Here is an 18195-nt window from a genome sequence, read left to right as displayed (position 1 = left end):
TATTAATCAAATAAATAACAAGTAAAGCTATGGCTAAAGAGAAATTCGAACGTACCAAACCGCACGTAAACATTGGTACAATTGGTCACGTTGACCACGGTAAAACCACGTTGACAGCTGCTATCACTACAGTGTTGGCAAAGAAAGGTCTTTCTGAATTGCGTTCTTTCGATTCTATCGATAACGCTCCTGAAGAAAAGGAAAGAGGTATCACTATCAACACTTCTCACGTAGAGTATGAAACAGCTAACCGTCACTACGCTCACGTAGACTGCCCGGGTCACGCCGACTACGTAAAGAACATGGTAACTGGTGCTGCTCAGATGGACGGTGCTATCATCGTAGTTGCTGCTACTGATGGTCCGATGCCTCAGACTCGTGAGCATATCTTGCTGGCTCGTCAGGTAAACGTACCGAGACTGGTTGTATTCATGAACAAGTGTGACATGGTAGACGACGCTGAAATGTTGGAACTCGTTGAAATGGAAATGCGTGAACTGCTTTCAGCCTACGAATTCGACGGCGACAACACTCCGTTCATTCAGGGTTCTGCTCTTGGTGCGTTGAATGGCGTTGAAAAGTGGGAAGAGAAGGTTATGGAGCTGATGGATGCTTGCGACACTTGGATTCCTCTGCCTCCGCGTGATATTGACAAACCGTTCTTGATGCCGGTTGAAGACGTATTCTCAATCACTGGTCGTGGTACTGTAGCTACTGGTCGTATCGAAGCTGGTGTTATCCATGTAGGTGACGAAGTTGAAATCCTCGGTTTGGGTGAAGACAAGAAGTCTGTTGTAACTGGTGTTGAAATGTTCCGCAAGTTGCTGGATCAAGGTGAAGCTGGTGACAACGTAGGTCTGTTGCTCCGTGGTATCGACAAGAACGAAATCAAACGTGGTATGGTTCTTTGTAAGCCCGGCCAGATTAAACCTCACTCTAAGTTCAAAGCTTCTATCTACGTTTTGAAGAAAGAAGAAGGTGGTCGTCACACTCCGTTCCACAACAAATACCGTCCTCAGTTCTATCTGCGTACTATGGACTGTACAGGTGAAATCACTCTTCCGGAAGGAACTGAAATGGTAATGCCTGGTGATAACGTAGAAATCACTGTAGAACTGATCTACCCGGTAGCATTGAACGTAGGTTTGCGTTTCGCTATCCGTGAAGGTGGTCGTACAGTAGGTTCTGGTCAGATTACTGAAATTCTTGACTAATAACCAATATAATCTTAATCAGTTCCCGGTATACATCGGGAACTGATTATGTACAAACGGGAGTAGCTCAGTTGGTAGAGCACCGGTCTCCAAAACCGGGTGTCGGGAGTTCGAGCCTCTCCTCCCGTGCTAATATTTTTGAAATGAAGAAGATTGTAGCTTATTTTAAAGAAACTTACGACGAACTTGTTCATAAAGTGTCGTGGCCTACGTATTCTGAACTTACTAACAGTGCAGTAGTTGTTTTATATGCTTCCCTACTAATTGCAGTGGTAGTATTTGCGATGGACTTCTGTTTCCAGCATCTGATGGAATTTGTTTATCCACATTAAAAGTAAGGAGAAATGTCTGAGATTGAAAAGAAATGGTACGTTTTGCGTGCTATTAGCGGAAAAGAAGCTAAGGTAAAGGAATACCTTGAAGCTGATATTAAAAACAGCGACCTTGGTGATTACGTATCTCAGGTATTGATTCCTACCGAAAAGGTATATCAGGTTCGCAATGGTAAGAAAATTGTGAAAGAGAGAAGTTATCTCCCTGGTTACGTTTTGGTGGAGGCTGCTCTGGTGGGTGAGGTTGCTCATCATCTGAGAAATACTCCTAATGTGATAGGGTTCTTGGGTGGTTCGGAAAAACCCGTACCTCTGAGACAGTCGGAAGTGAATCGTATACTTGGTACGGTCGACGAATTGCAGGAATCAGGTGAAGACTTGAGTATCCCGTATGTAGTCGGCGAGACTGTAAAGGTGAATTACGGTCCGTTCAGTGGATTCAGTGGAATCATTGAAGAAGTGAACACCGAGAAGAAGAAACTGAAGGTCATGGTCAAGATATTCGGACGGAAGACTCCGCTCGAATTGGGCTTTATGCAAGTTGAAAAAGAATAGTGCAGGTGTTACGCTGTAGTATTCTTCATTAATGTTTATATATATAAATCAATTAGAAAATGGCTAAAGAAGTTGCTGGACTAATCAAATTACAGATTAAAGGAGGCGCGGCAAATCCATCACCCCCAGTAGGACCTGCATTGGGTTCCAAGGGTATCAATATCATGGAGTTTTGCAAGCAATTCAACGCCAGAACCCAAGACAAAGCAGGAAAGATTCTTCCTGTGATTATCACTTACTACGCAGACAAGTCTTTCGATTTTGTAATCAAGACTCCTCCCGTGGCTATCCAGTTGTTGGAAGTGACGAAGCAAAAGAGTGGTTCTGCTGAGCCTAACCGTAAGAAAGTTGCCGAGATTACTTGGGAACAGGTTCGTACGATTGCTCAGGACAAAATGGTTGACTTGAACTGTTTCACTGTAGAAGCTGCCATGAAAATGGTTGCCGGTACAGCTAGAAGTATGGGTATCGCTGTAAAAGGGGAGTTCCCGGTTAATAATTAATAAACTTCAATTAGAATGGGTAAACTGACAAAAAATCAAAAGTTGGCTGCAGAAAAAATTGAAGCAGGGAAAGCATACTCTCTCAAGGAAGCTGCTCAGTTGGTAAAGGAAATCACTTATACCAAGTTTGACGCTTCTCTGGATATCGACGTACGTTTGGGCGTTGACCCGCGTAAGGCCAACCAGATGGTGAGAGGTGTTGTATCACTTCCTCACGGTACTGGTAAGGTTGTACGCGTTTTGGTGCTTTGTACACCAGATGCTGAAGCTGCTGCAAAAGAAGCCGGAGCTGACTATGTTGGTCTTGACGAATATATTGAAAAGATCAAAGGTGGATGGACTGATATTGATGTGATTATCACTATGCCGTCCATCATGGGTAAGATTGGTGCACTCGGTCGTGTGCTCGGTCCTCGTGGATTGATGCCTAACCCCAAGAGTGGCACTGTAACTATGGATGTTGCTAAAGCTGTAAGAGAAGTAAAACAAGGCAAAATCGACTTTAAGGTTGACAAGAGCGGTATTGTTCATACTTCTATCGGTAAAGTTTCATTTAGCGCTGAGCAAATTCGCGACAATGCGAAAGAATTCATCTCTACTTTGAATAAATTGAAACCGACTGCAGCCAAGGGTACATATATTAAGAGTATTTATCTTTCTAGCACGATGAGTGCGGGCATCAAGATTGACCCGAAAACAGTAGAAGAAATCTAATAAAACGGAGTAATAATGAGAAAGGAAGATAAAAGTACGATTATTGAGCAGATTGCTGCTACAGTGAAGGAATACGGTCACTTCTATTTGGTGGATACCACTGCCATGAATGCTGCTACAACCAGCATGTTGAGAAGAGAATGTTTTAAGGCTGACATCAAATTGATGGTAGTTAAGAATACATTGCTTCACAAGGCATTGGAGAGCCTGGAAGAAGACTTTTCTCCGCTTTATGGTTCTCTGAAAGGTACAACTGCCGTAATGTTCAGCAACGTTGCTAACGCTCCGGCCAAGTTGATTAAAGATAAGGCTAAGAACGGTATTCCCGGACTGAAGGCTGCATATGCAGAAGAAAGCTTCTATGTTGGTGCTGACCAGTTGGATGCTCTCGTAAGTATCAAGAGTAAGAATGAAGTTATTGCCGATATCGTTGCATTGCTGCAGTCACCGGCCAAGAATGTTATTTCTGCTCTGCAATCAGGTGGTAACACCCTCCACGGAGTTCTCAAGACTCTTGGTGAACGTCCCGAAGCGTAAATTTCGGAAAAAGAATTATATCAATTTATTTAGTATTTAAACAATTAAAAATCATACAAAAATGGCAGATTTGAAAGCTTTTGCAGAACAATTAGTTAACTTGACAGTAAAAGAAGTTAATGAACTTGCAACAATCCTGAAAGAAGAATATGGTATTGAACCTGCTGCTGCAGCTGTAGCTGTTGCTGCTGGTCCTGCAGCCGGTGGTGCTGCTGCCGCAGAAGAAAAGACTTCTTTCGACGTAGTATTGAAGAGCGCTGGCTCAGCTAAACTTCAGGTAGTTAAAGCCGTTAAGGAAGCTTGCGGTCTTGGCTTGAAGGAAGCTAAGGACATGGTAGACGGTGCTCCTAGCGTAGTAAAAGAAGGTTTGGCTAAGGACGAAGCAGAATCATTGAAGAAAACATTGGAAGAAGCTGGAGCTGAAGTTGAACTTAAATAACATTAGCCTGTAAATCAGGTAATTCGGTTAGGAACCCTTCGTGAAAAGGGTTCTTAACCTTTTTGTGTATATATTTAAAATTAAGTTCTACAAATCCATTAACAGATGTCTTCAAATACTGTAAATCAAAGAGTTAATTTTGCTTCGACTAAGAATCCGCTTGAATATCCGGATTTTCTGGAAGTACAATTGAAGTCATTCAAAGACTTTCTACAACTGGACACCCCACCCGAGAAACGTAAGAACGAGGGACTGTATAAAGTATTTGCTGAAAACTTCCCCATTGCCGATACAAGAAATAATTTTGTTCTTGAGTTTTTGGACTACTATATTGATCCGCCGCGCTATACCATTGATGAATGTATAGAGCGAGGGCTTACATATAGCGTGCCTTTGAAGGCAAAATTGAAATTATATTGTACCGACCCCGACCACGAAGATTTTGACACGGTCATTCAGGACGTGTTCCTCGGTCCTATTCCTTACATGACGGATAAGGCAACATTCGTCATCAACGGTGCGGAACGTGTGGTTGTATCCCAGCTTCACCGTTCACCGGGCGTATTCTTCGGACAGAGCGTACATGCCAACGGTACCAAGTTGTACTCAGCCCGTATCATCCCGTTCAAGGGTTCGTGGATTGAGTTTGCCACCGACATCAACAACGTCATGTATGCGTACATTGACCGTAAGAAGAAATTGCCGGTTACCACTTTGCTGAGAGCCATCGGATTTGAGAATGACAAGGACATTCTCGAGATTTTTAATTTGGCGGAAGACGTGAAGGTGAACAAGACGAACCTCAAGAAGATGGTGGGACGTAAGTTGGCCGCACGTGTGTTGAAAACATGGATTGAGGATTTTGTAGACGAAGATACCGGTGAAGTTGTTTCCATCGAGCGTAACGAAGTCGTTATTGACCGTGAAACTGTAATCGAGCCGGAACATGTTGACATTATATTAGAGTCGGGCGTTCAGAATATCCTCGTACACAAGGAAGAACCGAACCAGTCTGACTATTCTATCATATATAATACTCTGCAGAAGGATCCGAGTAACTCGGAAAAAGAAGCTGTACTCTACATCTACCGCCAGTTGCGTAATGCAGACCCTGCCGATGATGCCAGTGCACGCGAGGTTATCAATAACCTGTTCTTCTCAGAGAAGAGATATGACCTGGGTGATGTAGGCCGTTATCGTATCAACAGAAAGTTGAACTTGACGACCGATATGGACGTGCGTGTCCTTACCAAGGAAGATATTATCGAAATTATCAAATATCTCATCGAGTTGATTAACTCGAAAGCGGATGTGGACGATATCGACCACTTGAGCAACCGTCGTGTGCGTACAGTGGGCGAACAGTTGTCCAATCAGTTTGCCATCGGTCTGGCACGTATGTCGCGTACTATCCGCGAGCGTATGAACGTCCGTGACAATGAAGTCTTTACTCCGATTGACCTGATTAACGCCAAGACAATCTCTTCCGTTATCAATTCATTCTTTGGAACGAATGCTTTGTCACAGTTCATGGACCAGACCAACCCGCTGGCCGAGATTACTCACAAACGCCGTATGTCTGCCCTGGGTCCCGGCGGTCTGTCACGCGAGCGTGCAGGCTTCGAGGTTCGTGACGTACACTATACTCACTACGGACGTCTTTGTCCTATCGAGACTCCTGAAGGTCCGAACATCGGTTTGATTTCTTCACTCTGTGTGTTCGCGAAAATCAACGAGCTTGGCTTCATTGAAACTCCGTACCGCAAGGTGGCAGAGGGTAAGGTTGATCTTTCTGACGAAGGTTTGGTTTACCTCACCGCAGAAGAAGAGGAAGCCAAGATTATTGCTCAGGGTAATGCTCCTTTGAACGATGACGGTACTTTTGTACGTGATAAAGTAAAATCCCGTCAGGATGCCGACTATCCGGTGGTTCCTCCTTCCGAGGTGGAATTGATGGACGTATCTCCCCAGCAGATTGCTTCTATTGCGGCTTCTTTGATTCCGTTCTTGGAGCATGATGACGCCAACCGTGCATTGATGGGATCAAACATGATGCGCCAGGCTGTTCCTTTATTGAAGAGCGAAGCTCCGATTGTAGGTACCGGTATCGAACGCCAGCTGGCACGCGATTCTCGTACGCAGATTACTGCCGAGGGTGACGGTGTGGTTGAATTCGTGGATGCAACGACTATCCGTATTCTGTACGACCGTACGGAGGAGGAAGAGTTCGTAAGCTTCGAGCCTGCATTGAAAGAATATAATATCCCGAAGTGGCGCCGTACCAACCAGAATATGACGATTGACCTCCGTCCGATTTGCGAGAAGGGTCAGCGCGTGACTGCAGGTCAAATCCTGACGGAAGGTTATTCAACCGAAGACGGAGAACTTGCACTGGGTAAGAACCTGCTGGTTGCTTACATGCCGTGGAAGGGCTATAACTATGAGGATGCTATCGTACTGAATGAACGTGTGGTTCGTGAGGACCTTTTGACCTCTGTACACGTAGAAGAATATTCTTTGGAAGTTCGCGAAACGAAGCGTGGTATGGAAGAGTTGACCTCTGACATTCCTAACGTAAGTGAGGAAGCGACTAAAGACCTTGACGAAAACGGTATTGTTCGTGTGGGTGCCCGCATCGAACCGGGTGATATCCTTATCGGTAAGATTACTCCGAAGGGTGAATCGGATCCTTCTCCGGAAGAGAAACTGCTCCGTGCCATCTTCGGTGACAAGGCCGGTGATGTGAAGGATGCTTCTTTGAAAGCCTCTCCTTCTTTGAAGGGTGTTGTTATCGGTAAGCGTCTGTTCTCCCGTGTTGTCAAGACCCGCAGCTCCAAGCTGGCCGACAAGGCTCTGTTACCGAAGATTGACGATGAGTTCGACGCTAAGATTGGTGACCTCAAGAAAGTGTTGATAAACAAGCTGTTGAAGCTTACAGAAAATTATACATCGGAAGGTGTGAAGGATTACATGGGTGCCGACATTATTTCCAAAGGCGCCAGATTCTCTGCTTCCGACTTCAGCGATTTGGACTTCACCGCTGTTCAGTTGAGCAACTGGACGAAGGATGAACATACCAACGGACTGATTCGTGCATTGGTGATGAACTTCATCAAGAAGTACAAGGAACTCGATGCCGAGCTGAAACGCAAGAAGTTCGCCATCACTATCGGTGACGAGTTGCCCGCAGGTATCATTCAGATGGCCAAGGTATACATTGCCAAGAAACGTAAGATTGGTGTCGGTGACAAGATGGCCGGTCGTCACGGTAACAAGGGTATTGTTTCCCGTGTGGTACGCCAGGAAGACATGCCGTTCCTTGCTGACGGTACTCCGGTAGACATCGTGCTGAATCCGTTGGGTGTGCCTTCACGTATGAACATCGGTCAGATATTCGAGGCCGTTCTCGGGCGTGCCGGAAAAAACCTGGGCGTGAAGTTTGCCACTCCTATCTTTGACGGTGCATCTTTGGACGATTTGAACGAATGGACCGATAAGGCCGGCTTGCCTCGCTACGGCAAGACAACGCTGTATGATGGTGGTACCGGTGAAGCATTCGAGCAGCAGGCTACGGTAGGTGTGACTTACATGCTGAAGCTCGGTCACATGGTTGAAGACAAGATGCACGCACGTTCCATCGGTCCGTACTCACTCATTACGCAACAGCCGTTGGGTGGTAAGGCACAGTTCGGTGGTCAGCGTTTTGGAGAAATGGAAGTTTGGGCACTCGAAGCGTTCGGTGCCGCACACATTCTGCAGGAAATCCTGACTATCAAGTCTGATGACGTTGTAGGACGTTCCAAGGCTTATGAAGCAATCGTGAAGGGTGAACCGATGCCTGCTCCGGGTATCCCCGAGTCACTGAACGTATTGCTGCACGAGTTGAGAGGTTTGGGCTTGAGCATCAACTTAGAATAATGGATAATTGATAATTGAGAGTGGATAATGCAAGTTACCATTCTCAATTATCGGTTTTCAGTTTTTCAATTTCAATTTTCCATTGTCAATTATCAATTAAATAAATTTATGGCTTTTAGAAAAGATAACAAGATAAAGAGTAATTTCTCGAAAATCTCTATCGGTTTGGCTTCTCCTGAGGAAATCCTTGAGAATTCGAGTGGTGAAGTTTTAAAGCCTGAAACCATCAACTATCGTACGTATAAGCCCGAACGCGACGGATTGTTCTGCGAGCGCATCTTTGGTCCTATCAAGGATTACGAGTGCCATTGCGGTAAGTACAAGCGTATCCGTTACAAAGGCATCGTCTGCGACCGTTGTGGTGTGGAAGTGACTGAAAAGAAAGTGCGCCGTGAGCGTATGGGGCACATCCAGCTCGTTGTGCCCGTGGCTCACATCTGGTACTTCCGTTCACTTCCCAACAAAATCGGTTACTTGTTGGGCTTGCCCACCAAGAAGCTGGATGCCATTATCTATTACGAGCGTTATGTTGTCATTCAGCCGGGTGTACTGTCCGATGAAGTGGCACAGTATGACTTGCTTGAAGAAGGAGAATACCTGGACTTGCTGGAAAAGTTGCCGAAAGACAACCAGTTCCTCGAAGATTCAGATCCCAATAAGTTCATTGCCAAGATGGGCGCGGAAGCTATCTACGATTTGCTGTCACGCCTCGACCTTGACTCTTTGTCTTACGAACTGCGTAACCGTGCCGGAAGCGATGCTTCACAGCAACGCAAGACCGAAGCTCTGAAACGTCTTCAGGTAGTTGAGTCGTTCCGTGCATCACGCGGACGCAACAAGCCCGAGTGGATGATTGTACGCATTGTACCGGTTATTCCACCCGAACTTCGTCCGTTGGTCCCATTGGATGGCGGCCGTTTCGCAACTTCTGACTTGAATGACCTTTACCGTCGTGTCATCATCCGTAACAACCGTCTGAAGAGATTGATTGAAATCAAAGCTCCTGAAGTGATTTTGCGTAATGAAAAACGTATGTTGCAGGAAGCTGTCGACTCTCTGTTTGATAACTCCCGTAAATCGAGTGCAGTGAAGACCGACGCTAACCGTCCGTTGAAGTCACTTTCCGACAGTTTGAAGGGTAAGCAAGGACGTTTCCGTCAGAACTTGTTGGGTAAGCGTGTCGACTATTCCGCACGTTCTGTAATCGTTGTAGGTCCGGAGCTGAAGATGGGCGAATGCGGTATCCCTAAACTGATGGCAGCCGAGCTTTACAAGCCGTTCATCATTCGTAAGCTCATTGAGCGTGGTATCGTGAAGACGGTAAAGAGCGCCAAGAAGATTGTAGACCGCAAGGAACCCGTTATCTGGGACATTTTGGAACACGTGATGAAGGGGCATCCGGTGCTGTTGAACCGTGCCCCGACACTTCACCGTCTGGGTATCCAGGCATTCCAGCCTAAAATGATTGAAGGTAAGGCAATCCAGCTGCACCCGTTGGCATGTACGGCGTTCAATGCCGACTTCGACGGTGACCAGATGGCCGTGCACTTGCCGTTGAGCAACGAAGCGATTCTGGAAGCACAGATGCTAATGCTCCAGTCACACAATATATTGAACCCTGCCAACGGTGCTCCTATCACTGTGCCTGCTCAGGATATGGTACTTGGTCTGTACTATATTACGAAGCTGCGCAAGGGTGCCAAGGGTGAAGGCCTGACATTCTACGGTCCTGAGGAAGCGCTGATTGCCTACAATGAAGGTAAGTGCGACATCCATGCTCCGGTAAGCGTAATAGTGAAAGACGTTGACGAGAATGGTAACATTGTGGACAAGATGATGCACGATACCTCCGTGGGCCGTGTCATTGTCAACGAAATTGTTCCGGCAGAAGCAGGATATATCAATACGATTATCTCCAAGAAGTCACTCCGAGACATCATCAGTCACGTAATCAAGGTGTGTGGTGTTGCCAAGGCAGCCGACTTCCTCGACGGAATCAAGAACCTCGGTTATTACATGGCCTTCAAGGGTGGTTTGTCGTTCAACTTGGGCGATATCATTATCCCGGAAGAGAAGGAAGCATTAGTACAGAAAGGTTATGATGAAGTAGAGCAGGTAATCAATAACTATAACATGGGTTTCATCACGAACAACGAGCGTTACAACCAGGTAATCGATATCTGGACGCACGTGAACTCTGAGTTGTCCAACATCCTGATGAAAACCATTTCAAGCGACGACCAGGGTTTCAACTCTGTATACATGATGCTGGATTCCGGTGCCCGTGGTTCTAAGGAACAGATTCGTCAGCTCTCCGGTATGCGTGGTTTGATGGCGAAGCCCCAGAAAGCAGGTGCCGAAGGCGGTCAGATTATCGAAAACCCGATTCTTTCTAACTTTAAGGAAGGTCTGTCCGTGTTGGAGTACTTTATCTCTACCCACGGTGCCCGTAAGGGTCTTGCCGATACCGCTTTGAAGACGGCCGATGCCGGATACCTGACCCGTCGTCTGGTTGACGTATCGCATGATGTGATTATTAATGAAGAAGACTGCGGCACGCTCCGCGGATTGGTTTGTACGGCACTGAAGAACAATGATGAAACCATTGCCACTCTGTATGAACGTATCCTGGGTCGTGTATCCGTACATGATATTGTTCATCCTACAACTGGCGAACTGATTGTGGCCGGCGGTGAGGAAATTACCGAGGACATTGCACAACGCATTGAAGACTCTCCAATCGAGAGCGTTGAAATCCGTTCTGTATTGACCTGCGAATCCAAGAAAGGTGTTTGTGCCAAGTGTTACGGACGTAACCTGGCTTCCAGCCGTATGGTTCAGAAGGGCGAGGCAGTCGGCGTAATCGCTGCACAGTCTATCGGTGAGCCGGGTACACAGTTGACACTGCGTACATTCCATGCCGGTGGTACGGCAGCCAATATTGCTGCCAACGCAAGCATCGTGGCCAAGAATCCTGCCCGTCTGGAATTCGAAGAACTCCGTACGGTAGACGTTATCGACGAAGCAGGCGAACCGGCAAAGGTAGTGGTAGGCCGTTTGGCCGAAGTGCGTTTTGTGGATGTCAACACGGGTATTGTGCTTTCCACTCATAATGTACCCTACGGTTCTACGCTCTATGCAGCCGATGGTGAAATGGTAGAGAAAGGCAAGATGATTGCCCGTTGGGACCCGTTCAACGCGGTTATCATTACCGAAGCTACCGGTAAGATTGAATTTGAAGGCGTTATTGAAAACGTGACTTATAAGGTAGAGTCTGATGAATCTACCGGTTTGCGCGAAATCATCATCATTGAGTCTAAGGATAAGACGAAGGTGCCTACCGCACACATCATGACAGAAGACGGCGAACTGATCCGTACATACAACTTGCCAGTAGGTGGCCACGTAGTGGTTGAAGACGGTCAGAAGGTAAAGGCCGGTGAAGTTATCGTGAAGATTCCGCGTGCCGTAGGTAAAGCGGGTGATATCACGGGTGGTCTTCCCCGTGTCACTGAGTTGTTCGAGGCACGTAACCCGTCTAATCCCGCTGTGGTTTCAGAAATCGACGGTGAGGTTACCATGGGTAAGGTGAAACGCGGTAATCGCGAAATCATCGTTACTTCCAAGACCGGTGAAGTGAAGAAGTACCTCGTACCGTTGTCCAAGCAGATTCTGGTTCAGGAGAACGACTATGTACGCGCCGGTACTCCGTTGTCTGACGGTGCTATCACACCTGCGGACATCCTGGCTATCAAAGGTCCTACGGCCGTGCAGGAATATATTGTGAACGAGGTTCAGGACGTTTACCGTCTGCAGGGTGTGAAGATTAATGATAAGCACTTTGAAATCATCGTTCGTCAGATGATGCGCAAGGTGGAAATCGACGAGCCAGGTGATACCCGCTTCCTGGAACAGCAAGTTGTTGACAAGATGGAATTCATGGAAGAGAACGACCGTATCTGGGGAAAGAAGGTGGTAGTGGATGCTGGAGATTCCCAGAGTCTGCAGGCTGGCCAGATTGTGACGGCTCGCAAGCTGCGTGACGAGAACTCCATGTTGAAACGCCGCGACTTGAAACCCGTGGAAGTGCGCGACGCTGTACCTGCGACTTCTACTCAGATTCTTCAAGGTATCACCCGTGCTGCATTGCAGACTTCAAGCTTCATGTCGGCTGCTTCCTTCCAGGAAACGACGAAGGTACTGAACGAGGCTGCCATCAACGGAAAGGTGGACCGTCTGGAAGGTATGAAGGAGAACGTAATTTGCGGTCACCTGATTCCTGCCGGTACCGGACAACGCGAGTTCGAGAAGATTATCGTTGGCTCCAAAGAAGAGTACGACCGTATGCTTGCCAACAAGAAGACGGTACTTGATTATGCTGTAGACGAGAAAGTAGAGGGATAGCCTTACAACGTCAATATAATTCTATTAAATAGAGAGGGAATATCCTATAAGAAGGAGTATTCCCTCTCTGTTTTGTCTTTGCCTCTTCCTTCTGTACTGCAATGCTTCTGTATGTTTGTTACAGTGCTACTGCAAAACGGTTGCAGTGGCTTGCTCCTTTTTCAGAACGGATTATTATGTGTCTTTTTGAACTTAAATGTATATCATCCGAAAAAAAAGAGTACTTTTGGTCTATCTTTTAAGAACATTTTAAAAACAATTGTGCAACATGGAAAATCAAGAAAACAACAACGGTCAACTCCAGATAGAATTGAAGGAAGAAGTGGCGCAAGGTACATATGCCAATTTGGCTATTATAACTCATTCCAGTTCGGAATTTATTCTCGACTTTATCCGCGTGATGCCTGGAATGCCAAAGGCTGGCGTGCAATCGCGCATAGTTTTGGCACCCGAACATGCCAAGCGTTTGCTGCGTGCACTCGAAGAGAATATTGGGAAATATGAACGCGCTTTCGGACTGATTCGCATGCCGGACGAACAAACATTTCCGCCTCTTCCCAACATCAAGGGTGAAGCGTAAAATCAAAAAAAAACTTGTAGTGCATTGATTATTCAAAACTTATTAGTATCTTTGCAGCCCAAAAGTGTATAGTTTTGAATTAATATAAACAATAATATATAACTAAAAACAATTAAAATGCCTACAATTCAGCAATTAGTAAGAAAAGGACGCGAAGTGCTGGTGGAGAAATCAAAGTCTCCAGCCTTGGACTCTTGTCCTCAAAGACGTGGCGTTTGCGTGAGAGTGTATACAACCACTCCGAAGAAGCCGAATTCAGCTATGCGTAAAGTAGCTCGTGTACGTTTGACCAATGGTAAAGAGGTGAACTCTTATATTCCGGGAGAAGGTCACAACTTGCAGGAACACTCTATCGTGTTGGTACGTGGTGGTCGTGTAAAAGACCTTCCGGGTGTGCGTTATCACATCGTACGTGGTACTTTGGATACTGCAGGTGTTGCAGGTCGTACACAAAGACGTTCCAAATACGGCGCAAAACGTCCGAAACCGGGTCAAGCAGCTCCTGCTAAGAAGAAATAATCTGGTGGCCTGATTCCCAAAATAGGAAAATTTAAAGTAATAACTTACGTTTTAGTTTGTTGGAAATGCTAAAGGTTGAGTAAATTCTCCGGAGGGAGAGTTGAAGAAGACAGAAGTAAACAACCAAGAACGAAAAACATTATTCTTTCAGACAAATGAGAAAAGCAAAACCAAAAAAACGCGTTATCCTTCCGGATCCCGTGTTCAATGATGTAAAAGTTTCCAAGTTCGTGAATCACTTGATGTACGATGGAAAGAAGAATACTTCTTATGAAATCTTCTATGCTGCGTTGGAAACAGTGAAGAACAAAATGCAGAACGAAGAGAAATCCGCTCTTGAAATTTGGAAAAAAGCTCTGGATAATGTGACTCCTCAGGTGGAAGTTAAATCTCGCCGTGTGGGTGGTGCTACTTTCCAAGTCCCTACAGAAATCCGTGCTGACCGTAAAGAGTCAATTTCAATGAAGAACTTGATTATCTTTGCACGTAAGCGTGGCGGTAAATCAATGGCTGATAAGTTGGCTGCTGAAATCATGGATGCTTTCAATGAACAGGGCGGCGCTTACAAACGTAAAGAAGATATGCACAGAATGGCAGAAGCTAACCGTGCGTTTGCTCATTTCAGATTCTAATGCTATAAGAGACTAACCAATTAGAAGATTAAAAAACTTAAAGTAAGGGAATTAGAAAATGGCAAAGCATGATTTACATTTGACACGTAATATCGGTATCATGGCCCACATCGATGCCGGAAAGACAACGACCTCTGAACGTATTTTGTTTTACACGGGTTTGACCCATAAAATCGGTGAGGTACACGATGGTGCCGCTACAATGGACTGGATGGAGCAAGAGCAGGAGCGTGGTATCACTATCACTTCTGCCGCTACCACCACTCGTTGGAAATATGCCGGTAATACTTATAAAATCAATTTGATTGATACTCCGGGACACGTGGACTTTACTGCTGAGGTAGAACGCTCTTTACGTGTGTTGGACGGTGCTGTCGCTGCTTATTGTGCAGTTGGTGGCGTTGAACCGCAATCTGAAACAGTTTGGCGTCAAGCAGACAAGTACAATGTGCCACGTATCGGTTATGTTAATAAAATGGACCGTTCCGGTGCAGACTTCTTCGAAGTAGTTCGCCAAATGAAGGACGTTTTGGGTGCTAATCCATGTCCTATCGTTATCCCTATTGGCGCTGAAGAAACTTTCAAGGGGTTGGTTGACCTTATTAAAATGAAAGCTATCTATTGGCATGATGAGACAATGGGGGCTGACTATACGGTGGAGGAAATTCCTGCCAATTTAGTAGACGAAGCCAATGAATGGAGAGATAAGATGCTTGAAAAAGTAGCTGAGTTTGACGATGCCTTGATGGAGAAATATTTCGATGATCCTTCTACTATTACAGAAGAAGAGGTTTTGAGAGCTCTTCGTAACGCAACAGTACAGATGGCTGTTGTTCCGATGCTGTGTGGATCTTCATTCAAGAACAAAGGTGTACAGACTTTGCTTGACTATGTTTGTGCATTCTTGCCTTCTCCGTTGGATACTCCGAATATCATAGGAACTAATCCTGATACTGGTTTGGAGGAAGATCGTAAGCCGGATGATGATGAAAAAACATCTGCTTTGGCATTTAAGATTGCTACTGACCCGTATGTCGGTCGTCTGACTTTCTTCCGTGTTTATTCAGGAAAAATTGAAGCGGGTTCTTATATTTATAATTCCCGTTCAAGGAAGAAGGAGCGCGTATCCCGTCTGTTCCAGATGCACTCAAACAAGCAGAATCCGGTAGAAGTTATCGGTGCTGGTGATATTGGTGCTGGCGTAGGTTTCAAGGATATACATACTGGTGATACATTGTGTGACGAAACTGCACCGATTGTATTGGAGTCTATGGACTTCCCGGAACCGGTAATTGGTATCGCAGTTGAGCCTAAGACTCAGAAGGATATGGATAAACTGTCAAATGGCTTGGCTAAGCTGGCTGAAGAAGATCCGACGTTTACAGTTAAGACTGACGAACAGACTGGTCAGACAGTTATCTCTGGTATGGGTGAGCTTCACTTGGATATTATCATCGACCGTCTGAAACGTGAGTTCAAGGTTGAATGTAACCAAGGTAAGCCTCAAGTTAACTATAAGGAAGCTATCACTAAGACAGTCAACTTGCGTGAAGTTTACAAGAAGCAGTCCGGTGGTCGTGGTAAGTTCGCTGATATTATCGTGAACATCGGCCCGGTTGATGAAGACTTCAAGGAAGGCGGATTGCAATTCGTCGACGAAGTGAAGGGTGGTAACATTCCTAAGGAATTTATCCCGTCTGTACAGAAGGGCTTCACTACTGCCATGAAGAATGGTGTGTTGGCAGGTTATCCGTTGGATTCACTGAAAGTAACCTTGATTGACGGTTCTTTCCACCCGGTTGACTCTGACCAGTTGTCATTCGAAATCTGTGCTATCCAGGCATATAAGAATGCTTGTGCTAAGGCAGGTCCGGTGCTGATGGAGCCTATCATGAAGCTGGAAGTTGTTACTCCGGAAGAGAACATGGGTGACGTTATCGGTGACTTGAACAAGCGTCGTGGCCAGGTGGAAGGTATGGAATCCAGCCGTTCCGGTGCACGTATCGTGAAGGCAATGGTTCCGCTGGCAGAAATGTTCGGTTACGTAACAGCATTGCGTACCATCACTTCTGGTCGTGCAACCTCTTCAATGGTATACTCTCACCACGCCCAGGTTTCCAACTCTATTGCCAAGGCAGTATTGGAGGAAGTAAAAGGTCGTGCTGACTTAATCTAAAAAAAACTTGAAGTCCCGTAGGCTAGCGAATGACTCTTAGCCTGCGGAACTTCATCTTATATAACTATTTAATAATTAAAGACAGTAATGAGTCAAAAAATTAGAATCAAACTGAAATCTTACGACCACAACTTGGTTGACAAGTCAGCTGAGAAGATTGTAAGAACGGTGAAGACAACGGGCGCCATCGTTAGCGGTCCGATTCCTCTTCCTACGCACAAGCGTATCTTTACCGTGAACCGTTCGACTTTCGTTAACAAGAAGTCGCGTGAACAATTCGAACTCTCTTCTTACAAGAGACTGATTGACATCTATAGCTCAACAGCTAAGACAGTAGATGCTCTGATGAAGTTGGAGTTGCCGAGTGGTGTGGAAGTAGAAATCAAAGTGTAAGTATTAAAAATTAAGTGAAATGCCAGGATTATTAGGAAAAAAAATCGGAATGACATCCGTTTTCAGTGCCGAGGGTAAGAATGTACCATGCACTGTTATCGAAGCAGGTCCTTGTGTTGTTACTCAAGTGAAAACTGTAGAAAAGGACGGTTATGAAGCTGTTCAGCTGGGCTTCCAGGACAAGAAGGAGAAGCACACTACAAAGCCTTTGATGGGGCACTTTAAGAAAGCTGGAGTAACTCCCAAGAAACACTTGGCTGAGTTCAAAGAATTTGAAACAGAGTTGAATCTGGGTGACACTGTTACCGTAGAACTGTTCAATGACGCAACTTTTGTTGACGTTGTAGGTACTTCTAAGGGTAAAGGTTTCCAGGGTGTAGTAAAACGCCATGGTTTTGGTGGTGTAGGCCAGACTACTCACGGTCAGCACAACCGCGCTCGTAAGCCGGGTTCTATCGGTGCTTGTTCTTACCCTGCAAAAGTATTCAAAGGAATGCGCATGGGCGGACAGCTTGGTGGCGACAGAGTAACTGTTCAAAACCTGCAGGTATTAAAGGTAATCGCGGAGCACAATCTTCTTTTGATTAAGGGATCTGTTCCTGGTTGCAAAGGTTCAATCGTAATAATTGAGAAATAATGGAAGTTAACGTATATAACATTAAAGGTGAAGACACTGGGAGAAAGATTACGTTAAACGAGTCTATCTTCGGAATTGAGCCCAACGACCACGCTATCTACTTGGATGTTAAACAGTTTATGGCTAACCAGCGTCAGGGTACACACAAGTCAAAGGAAAGAAGCGAAATCAGTGGTTCTACTCGTAAAATCGGTCGCCAGAAAGGTGGTGGTGGTGCACGTCGTGGTGACATGAACTCACCGGTACTTGTTGGTGGTGGACGCGTATTCGGTCCGAAACCGAGAGATTACTACTTCAAATTAAACAAAAAAGTAAAGGCTCTGGCTCGTAAGTCAGCTTTGTCATACAAGGCTCAGAACAACGCAGTTGTAGTAGTAGAAGACTTCTCTTTTGAAGCTCCGAAGACTAAAGATTTTGTTGTAATGACAAAAAATCTTAAAGTTTCTGACAAAAAGCTGCTTGTGATTTTACCAGAAGCAAATAAAAACGTATATTTGTCGGCTCGTAATGTGAAGGGTGCTAATGTGCAGACTATCTCAGGGTTAAATACTTACAGAGTATTGGACGCTGGGGTCGTTGTGTTTGCTGAAAGTGCACTTTCTGCTATCGACAATATCTTAATGTAAAAAGGAGGCTTAAATA

General features: G+C 45.5%; 16 protein-coding genes and 1 tRNA gene. All 17 read left to right on the top strand.

What is annotated here, in order from left to right:
- Positions 1 to 29 precede the first annotated feature (29 nt).
- The 17 genes from tuf (at position 30) to rplD (ending at position 18179) form a co-directional block, all read left to right on the top strand.
- Positions 30 to 1214: an elongation factor Tu gene (gene tuf / locus DW896_RS17390; protein ID WP_005825727.1), complete on the top strand. Its 1185-nt coding sequence runs from the start codon at positions 30 to 32 to the stop codon at positions 1212 to 1214.
- Positions 1215 to 1270: 56 nt separating this feature from the next.
- Positions 1271 to 1343: transfer RNA gene (locus tag DW896_RS17385), tRNA-Trp, on the top strand.
- 14 nt (positions 1344 to 1357) lie between these two features.
- Positions 1358 to 1546: a preprotein translocase subunit SecE gene (secE, locus tag DW896_RS21910; RefSeq protein WP_005825726.1), complete on the top strand. Its 189-nt coding sequence runs from the start codon at positions 1358 to 1360 to the stop codon at positions 1544 to 1546.
- Between the two features lie 12 nt (positions 1547 to 1558).
- On the top strand, positions 1559 to 2101 hold the full coding sequence (nusG, locus tag DW896_RS17375; protein ID WP_005825724.1) for a transcription termination/antitermination protein NusG: 543 nt from the start codon (positions 1559 to 1561) through the stop codon (positions 2099 to 2101).
- Between the two features lie 59 nt (positions 2102 to 2160).
- The gene (gene rplK, locus DW896_RS17370; RefSeq protein WP_005825722.1) at positions 2161 to 2604 is read left to right on the top strand and encodes a 50S ribosomal protein L11; all 444 of its coding nucleotides are present in this window, start codon (positions 2161 to 2163) and stop codon (positions 2602 to 2604) included.
- Between the two features lie 15 nt (positions 2605 to 2619).
- Positions 2620 to 3318, top strand: a complete 699-nt coding sequence (gene rplA / locus DW896_RS17365) for a 50S ribosomal protein L1 (protein ID WP_005825721.1) — start codon at positions 2620 to 2622, stop codon at positions 3316 to 3318.
- Positions 3319 to 3333: 15 nt separating this feature from the next.
- Positions 3334 to 3855 (top strand): 50S ribosomal protein L10, encoded by a 522-nt coding sequence (rplJ, locus tag DW896_RS17360; protein WP_005825719.1) that lies wholly within the window; start codon positions 3334 to 3336, stop codon positions 3853 to 3855.
- Positions 3856 to 3916: 61 nt separating this feature from the next.
- Positions 3917 to 4294, top strand: coding sequence for a 50S ribosomal protein L7/L12 (gene rplL / locus DW896_RS17355; protein WP_004291279.1), 378 nt, complete (start codon positions 3917 to 3919; stop codon positions 4292 to 4294).
- A 105-nt stretch (positions 4295 to 4399) separates the two neighbouring features.
- Positions 4400 to 8212 carry a DNA-directed RNA polymerase subunit beta gene (gene rpoB / locus DW896_RS17350; RefSeq protein ID WP_005825717.1) on the top strand — a complete coding sequence of 1271 codons (3813 nt, stop codon included), beginning with the start codon at positions 4400 to 4402 and terminating at the stop codon, positions 8210 to 8212.
- A 108-nt stretch (positions 8213 to 8320) separates the two neighbouring features.
- Positions 8321 to 12616, top strand: a complete 4296-nt coding sequence (gene rpoC, locus DW896_RS17345) for a DNA-directed RNA polymerase subunit beta' (protein WP_008661873.1) — start codon at positions 8321 to 8323, stop codon at positions 12614 to 12616.
- Positions 12617 to 12884: 268 nt separating this feature from the next.
- A complete protein-coding gene (locus DW896_RS17340; RefSeq protein WP_005825714.1) occupies positions 12885 to 13196 on the top strand; it encodes a DUF3467 domain-containing protein in 312 nt (103 codons plus the stop codon).
- A 117-nt stretch (positions 13197 to 13313) separates the two neighbouring features.
- Complete coding sequence (gene rpsL, locus DW896_RS17335) at positions 13314 to 13715, top strand: 30S ribosomal protein S12 (RefSeq protein ID WP_005825712.1); 402 nt, start codon at positions 13314 to 13316, stop codon at positions 13713 to 13715.
- 155 nt (positions 13716 to 13870) lie between these two features.
- Positions 13871 to 14347, top strand: a complete 477-nt coding sequence (gene rpsG / locus DW896_RS17330) for a 30S ribosomal protein S7 (protein WP_005825710.1) — start codon at positions 13871 to 13873, stop codon at positions 14345 to 14347.
- A 58-nt stretch (positions 14348 to 14405) separates the two neighbouring features.
- Complete coding sequence (gene fusA, locus DW896_RS17325) at positions 14406 to 16523, top strand: elongation factor G (protein ID WP_005833549.1); 2118 nt, start codon at positions 14406 to 14408, stop codon at positions 16521 to 16523.
- An 87-nt stretch (positions 16524 to 16610) separates the two neighbouring features.
- Positions 16611 to 16916: a 30S ribosomal protein S10 gene (rpsJ, locus tag DW896_RS17320; RefSeq protein WP_004291244.1), complete on the top strand. Its 306-nt coding sequence runs from the start codon at positions 16611 to 16613 to the stop codon at positions 16914 to 16916.
- Between the two features lie 19 nt (positions 16917 to 16935).
- Positions 16936 to 17553 (top strand): 50S ribosomal protein L3, encoded by a 618-nt coding sequence (rplC, locus tag DW896_RS17315; protein WP_005825708.1) that lies wholly within the window; start codon positions 16936 to 16938, stop codon positions 17551 to 17553.
- On the top strand, positions 17553 to 18179 hold the full coding sequence (gene rplD, locus DW896_RS17310; protein WP_009037302.1) for a 50S ribosomal protein L4: 627 nt from the start codon (positions 17553 to 17555) through the stop codon (positions 18177 to 18179). Before rplC ends, rplD begins: the two co-directional genes overlap by 1 nt.
- The last annotated feature ends 16 nt before the right edge of the window (positions 18180 to 18195 follow it).

Origin of the sequence: Bacteroides sp. AM41-16, from assembly GCF_003603495.1 — a bacterium.
GTDB lineage: Bacteria > Bacteroidota > Bacteroidia > Bacteroidales > Bacteroidaceae > Bacteroides > Bacteroides uniformis.
The sequence above is the reverse complement of the archived record's forward strand: the minus strand, read 5'-3'. Positions and strand labels throughout refer to the sequence as shown.